The sequence below is a fragment of the Pontibacterium sp. genome (assembly GCF_041587635.1).
Lineage (GTDB): Bacteria > Pseudomonadota > Gammaproteobacteria > Pseudomonadales > Balneatricaceae > Pontibacterium.
In genome coordinates this window covers 1-6,131 of the sequence record NZ_JBFGYC010000218.1, presented here as the reverse complement: position 1 = coordinate 6,131, position 6,131 = coordinate 1, and the positions used below count along the sequence as shown (strand labels likewise).

Here is a 6,131-nt window from a genome sequence, read left to right as displayed (position 1 = left end):
TACTCGTGCATTCGTTCACGCCCGGTTGAATGAAGTCATCAATTTCACGCGATGCTATTTTAGAATAAGAGTGAAAGCAAAACATTTTAAAAATCTTTTTTAAACAGCACATTTACCTAAATAAATAGCCTAAAACAGGCGATACCTATACAACGATAGGTCGTGATTGGACAAGCAAACCACAGCTTAACTTGATAGCGCTTTCCGATCAGATAACTATTCCTCATGGCTTTATTAGTTTTACTAACTTGGTTGTGTTGGGTTAGGTCTCTGATAATGGACACCCCTCTCTGCGAATGTGTCTTGTCCAATGATTTCCGACCCGCTTTTGCTTACCACCGCACTTTTAACGGTCACTCTCGGCGCGACACTGCAAAGTTTAAGTGGGATCGGCATAGCCGTGATCGCAGCACCCGTTCTGGTATTGATCGACAGCGCATTTTTACCCGCTCCGATTCTGTCACTGGGATGTACACTTTGCGTGCTGAACACTTTCCGCTATCGCCAGAAACTGCAATTCGGCAACACCCGCCTAGCCTTATATGGCCGCCTTCCCGGCGTGCTCATTGGCATTACCCTACTGACATTGCTGCCTCAGTCGTTACTGATGATTGGTTTCGCACTGCTGATCATGCTGTCGGTAGGGCTGACCTATCGTCATATCAAACTACATCAATCCCCACGTAACCTGATGGTTGCTGGATTCTTCTCCGGCGTGATGGGAACAACGACATCCGTTGGCGGACCACCCATTGCACTGGTCTATCAAAACAGCGAACCTCAACAGGCGCGAGCGGAACTTGGGCTGTATTTTTTGATCGGTACGTTAATGTCGCTGAGCGTACTGGCGTGGTCGGGTCATTTTACGGTAGAACAAGTCGCACTCACGCTCCAGATGATACCGGGCGTTGTGCTTGGTTTTCTGCTATCTATCCTGCTGGATAGTCGCTTTAAAGGCAGCTATCTGAAACCGTTGATTGTTCTGCTTTCACTCGGTTCCAGCATGGCCATATTGTGGCGGGGATTTACTCAGCTCTATAGCTGATCCGCTATTTACTGTTGGATTCCATGATGAAGCGCTCAAGCTTTTTATCCGTACCTAACACGTGACGCTTGAGCCATTCTCGCAGAAACAGAGACAGACTCTTGCGCAGATCTTCATCGTAACTTTGATGCTCTTCCAGCATTGTTGCCAGCTCACGACGAAACTTGTTGTGAGCATCCTTATGAGCATCCCGATCAGGATAATCCAGTTCGAGCATATACTGCTCTTCCAGCATGAAATGATACTCAGCGTAATCGTTTAATTTCTTAAACACGCTGTTGTCCACACGACTTTCTTTAATCTGATCAATCAGACGAAACAGTTGCTGATGTTGTGCATCCTGCCATATCACTTCGCTGGTTTTTTGCATCACCATGAATCACCCTACGCGGCCTACTTATTCAGACTTATTATTTAAGCCTAAGTGCCCGTTCGTAGATGCGCTAGCGCCACAAGACACCTTCATGACAGGGATCAGTTTTAGGTGTTTTGTGTTCCGGTGATGAGTCAATTGTTGCTAAAGGGGATAGCGCTCCAACACGCTGATTGCAGGAAAAGCGCCATCAAAGACGAAGTTTGGAGATTGAAATCGATCAAATGCGAACCAGCGCCGCCGCTTCTTCCCGGGTAAAGAAACGCCCCAAACGAAAGAACCCCGAGATCACTGAGCTTTTAATCTCAGTGACGCGGCCAGAGACATCGCGGGCAGTTACCCAACACTCGGGTAATCCATCAAGCGTGTGAACAGGTGCCAACATCCCATTTCTAAAACGGGACAGAACAATATCGCCGCTCAACTTATCCATAAACGCCGGAATAAAACCCTGATGCTGGTTTTGCTCGCTCACGCCCCCAGTTCCTGAGAACTGGCCATTTTCGCGTACTAAACGTTGTGATTGCAGCTGAGTATCCATGACACACACCTCTTCCAGGCCTTTGAATCACCGTGCTTACGGTGCCTCTACTAAAAATTTAAGCCACACAGCTGAAATGAGTCTGAAAAGGTGATAATTATTTTGCGGTCTATTATTTGAAGGGAAACAGAGGGGAGCAAAGCGAAGACCCCTGCAACAGCAACGCTGCTACAGGGCTTGAATACTATGTCCGATTATCAGAACACCAGATTCATCATTACGATTAACACCACCAGGAACAGTATGGTCATGATGCCACCGGCACGGATGAAGTCCGGCACCCGATAACCCGCAGGCCCCATGATCAAAGCGTTTACCTGATGGGTAGGAATCAGGAAGGAGTTAGATGTTGCCAGAGCAACAGTCAGCGCAAACACAGCAGGATCAGCGCCCGCCCCAATCGCGATATTCACTGCCAAAGGCACCAGCAATACGGTTGCACCGACATTGGACATCACCAGGGTAAAGAATGTCGCCAATACCGCTACCGCCGCCTGAATACCCCAGATCGGCATACCTTCGAGCAGACTCAGTGTTTGATCCGCAATCCACGCAGCTGTACCGGTGCTCTCCACAGCCATGCCCAGCGGAATCAAACTCGCCAACAGGAACACGGTTTTCCAGCTGACCGCCTCATAGGCTTCATCAATGCTCAGTACACCACTCAGAATCATGCCCATTGCACCGGTCATCAGCGCAACAGACAGGCGAATATCCGTGAACAACACCATCGTCAGCGCGATCACAAAGAAACCCAACGCCCAGTTAACCTTGTGCGGACGCAGCTCTTCTTTCGGATAGCTTTGGGTCATCACGACCAAATTACGATCACGCTCCAAGCGTGCCAGCGACTCCCAAGAGGTGTGGCACACCAAAGTATCACCCGGCTCAAACTCAATAGCGCGCACACCCTGACCCGCACGCGATGTTTCACCAGAACGGTGCAACGCCATCAAACTCAGGCCATAGACATTACGTAAACGCAGCTCCAGAGCCGATTTTCCAATCAACTGAGAACCCGGTGGAATAACCAGCTCAGCAATACCGGATTTACCTGAAGACAGCGCTTCCGAGAACGTTTCCATATCCGGACGACGCTGCAGATCATACTTATTGGCAAACGCCTCCAGCGCGTCCGCTTCACCGATCGCCGCCAATACGGAGTTTTCTTCCACCGCCACCGTGCGATCCAAACCACCGTTGCCGATACGCTGCTTACCGTTTGCCAGCTGCACGGCAGTAATCCGCACACTGTCTGTGGTTTCAAAGTCTTCCAGTGTCTTACCCACCAGCGATGAATCAGGCGATACCATCACTTCCATCACGTCGCAGTCAAGACCGTAGATCTCTTTGAAGTAATCCATGGTATTCGTGCTGGTATCGTCACCCTGGGTGGTAGGCAGTACAAATCGACCCGCAATCACGAAATACAAAATACCCGTGATCACCAAACAGATACCCACCGGCGTCACTGAGAACAGAGACCACGTATCCATCTGCTGATCAGCGGGCAACGTCTGATTGGACGTCAGGATAAGGTCATTCAGCAAGATCAACGGGCTGGACCCGATCATGGTCATCGTGCCACCTAAAATCGCACAGAACCCCATCGGCATCAGCAGGCGTGACAACGGCAAGCCGGTACGACCCGAGATACGACTCACCACCGGCAAGAACAACGCCGCCGCACCCACGTTCTGCATAAAGCAGGAGATGAAACCGACAGTACTGGAGATAATCGGGATAATGCGGGTTTCGGTTGTACCACCCACTTTTAGAATCCAGTTGGCGACTTTGCCCATCAGCCCTGTCTTATCCAGACCCGCACCGATGATCATCACCGCGATGATAGATATCACCGCGTTACTGGAGAATCCGTTAAACAGTTCAGAGTTTGGCACCAACCCTTCGCTTAGGCCCATGACAGGCGCGAACAGTCCGGTCAGGCCCAGCAACACCATTATGGTCGCTGCGGCCACATCAACACCCACGATTTCGAAGGCAAAAAGGTAAATAGTCAGTAGCAAAATAGCGCTTACCCACGCGATTTCGATACTTGGCACCATCTGGCTGATCAGCAGTGCGAGCGCCAGAAACACACCACCGGCTACGATCTGTTTCATGGGTAGTTGCCGCTTGGGTGCTGCGGTCGAACTTTGTAGGTCTGCTTCATTTTTATTATCTGAAGTTTTTGTCACAGACATTGCCTTCTCCAAAGTGAATAAGCTTCAGCGGACACGTTCCCGGTATCCACTTCATTCACCAAACCGAAAATTAGCCATTTGCCGCCTAACGCAATGGCGTTTGACGAAGTTCTGGCTCCTATACCCATGCTAAGTAGAGGGTCGATTCTGAACAACGACCAGACTGCTAGCGCATATGGAGCCAGCCCCCAAATGGGACCAGCCTGGACCCACTCTAAGGTCTAATCTGGATCATCAAAGCCATAGTATGCTTCTTTACACTTGCGACCCATCGGTCAAAGCTCCCTCCAGAGCCCCTCACCGACTGATTTTTTCTATTCTTCCATACTATTTTCTAATGCCCAGAGAGGTTGATACCCCACTGATGGAACTGATGACTCTATTGCCTTTTATAGCCATTATTGCTTTTGCCACCTATGTGCAGACCGTGACCGGTTTTGCACTGGGTATGATTGTGATGGGAGCCGTAACCACCTTTGATCTGGTTCCGATCGCCTTCACCTCCGTCATCATCAGTGCGGTCACCTTTATCAACGGCCTCGTCGCAATAAAGGGCAACACAAAGGCTCTGGATCTGAAGCGTGTCGGTCTGACCTGTGCAGGTATGTTCCCGGCGATTATGCTGGGGCTGCTGTTACTGGATTACATGAGCGCAGAGTTCAACCACATCCTGCAGCTCTTGCTTGGCGTAACGATTATCGGGGCAGGCCTGATGATTATGCTCAAACCGGAACCTTTGAAAGCACCCTCTTCAACCGCGATGTTCGCTGGATCCGGAGCAGCAGCGGGTGTTATGGCGGGTTTGTTCAGCATGGCAGGACCGCCATTGGTCTACCTGTTTTACCGGCAGCCTTTTGAACTAAAAACGATTCGCCTGTGTTTGGTGAGCATCTTTTTGCTCAGCGCAGTGGCCCGCACCGGGATGGTCGGTGCACAAGGCGGACTGACGATGGACATGCTGATCTTCTCAGTCTTCTGCATCCCAATGGTGACGCTGTTTACCTGGGTCGGAAAACGTTATCCGCCGCCGTTGAGCAACACCAATATGCGCCGTTTTGCATTTTTCCTGCTGATCGTAATTGGTGCCAGCCTGGTGCTGAAGAATATCTAGTACCGGGGTTTGATGTTGGGTATCGCGTTGCTCGACCCAACCTACGGCTTCAAGCAGACATTCGTAGGTTGATGAGATGGTCTCCTCCCATCCTACGGCGTCACAATGCGCCAAGATACAAGTATCACTATCTGGTGGATACATAGGAGGAGACCATGATTAAGCCTAGTGTGATTGGACTCGATTTAGCAAAAAATATCTTTCATCTTGTGGTACTGAACCGACAGTGTCGTGACATCAAACAAAAACGATTACGTCGCTCACAACTGGCACAACACTTTGCCAAGCTGCCACCCACTCATATCGCCATGGAAGCGTGTGGAAGCAGTCATTATTGGGCACGGGTATTACAGGCACAGGGGCATCAGGTTGAGCTATTGCCACCCCAGCATGTGAAAGCGTATTTACGCGGTCAGAAGAATGATTACAACGATGCCCACGCCATTGCCGAAGCCAGCCTTCATCAGCAGATTCGACCGGTGCCCATCAAAACGGTTGAACAGCAGGATGAACAGATGCTGCATCGCATGCGCGAACAGCTCATTCGAGAACGCACAGCCTTAGCCAATCAACTCCGCGGATTATTACTGGAACGAGGTTTTGTCATCAGGGTGGGAATCACTTCGATTAGAAAGCGGTTACCCGAGATCCTTGAGAGTGACAGCCCCGAATTGACCGTCATCGGACGGCGGCTCCTGACACGACAGTATGCGCGTCTTCTGGCGCTGGATGAGGAAGTATCCTGGTACGCCCAACAGCTGCGGGCACAGGTACAACAGGATGATGTCTGCCAGCGGTTATCAGAACTGCCTGGCTTTGGGCTGATCGTCAGTAGCGCATTTAAAAGCTGGATCGGT

6 protein-coding genes are annotated in these 6,131 nt (G+C 50.4%); 3 read left to right on the top strand and 3 right to left on the bottom strand.

Features of this window, described 5'->3' with window-relative positions; translation table 11 throughout:
• Positions 1 to 310 precede the first annotated feature (310 nt).
• Positions 311 to 1,045, top strand: coding sequence for a sulfite exporter TauE/SafE family protein (locus tag ABYW01_RS11670; protein WP_372832867.1), 735 nt, complete (start codon positions 311 to 313; stop codon positions 1,043 to 1,045).
• A gap of 4 nt (positions 1,046 to 1,049) precedes the next feature.
• On the opposite strand, the gene ABYW01_RS11665 is transcribed toward ABYW01_RS11670, so the two are convergent.
• The 3 genes from ABYW01_RS11665 to ABYW01_RS11655 form a co-directional block, all read right to left on the bottom strand.
• Positions 1,050 to 1,421: a bacteriohemerythrin gene (locus ABYW01_RS11665; RefSeq protein ID WP_372832865.1), complete on the bottom strand. Its 372-nt coding sequence runs from the start codon at positions 1,419 to 1,421 to the stop codon at positions 1,050 to 1,052.
• A gap of 217 nt (positions 1,422 to 1,638) precedes the next feature.
• The gene (locus ABYW01_RS11660) at positions 1,639 to 1,959 is read right to left on the bottom strand and encodes a hypothetical protein (RefSeq protein ID WP_372832863.1); all 321 of its coding nucleotides are present in this window, start codon (positions 1,957 to 1,959) and stop codon (positions 1,639 to 1,641) included.
• 197 nt (positions 1,960 to 2,156) lie between these two features.
• The gene (locus ABYW01_RS11655) at positions 2,157 to 4,082 is read right to left on the bottom strand and encodes an SLC13 family permease (RefSeq protein WP_372832862.1); all 1,926 of its coding nucleotides are present in this window, start codon (positions 4,080 to 4,082) and stop codon (positions 2,157 to 2,159) included.
• A 445-nt stretch (positions 4,083 to 4,527) separates the two neighbouring features.
• Here ABYW01_RS11655 and ABYW01_RS11650 point away from each other — a divergent pair, with 445 nt between their 5' ends.
• Positions 4,528 to 5,274 (top strand): TSUP family transporter, encoded by a 747-nt coding sequence (locus ABYW01_RS11650; protein ID WP_372832861.1) that lies wholly within the window; start codon positions 4,528 to 4,530, stop codon positions 5,272 to 5,274.
• A 155-nt stretch (positions 5,275 to 5,429) separates the two neighbouring features.
• The coding region (locus ABYW01_RS11645) for an IS110 family transposase (RefSeq protein WP_372832859.1) at positions 5,430 to 6,131 on the top strand (702 nt) is incomplete at its 3' end.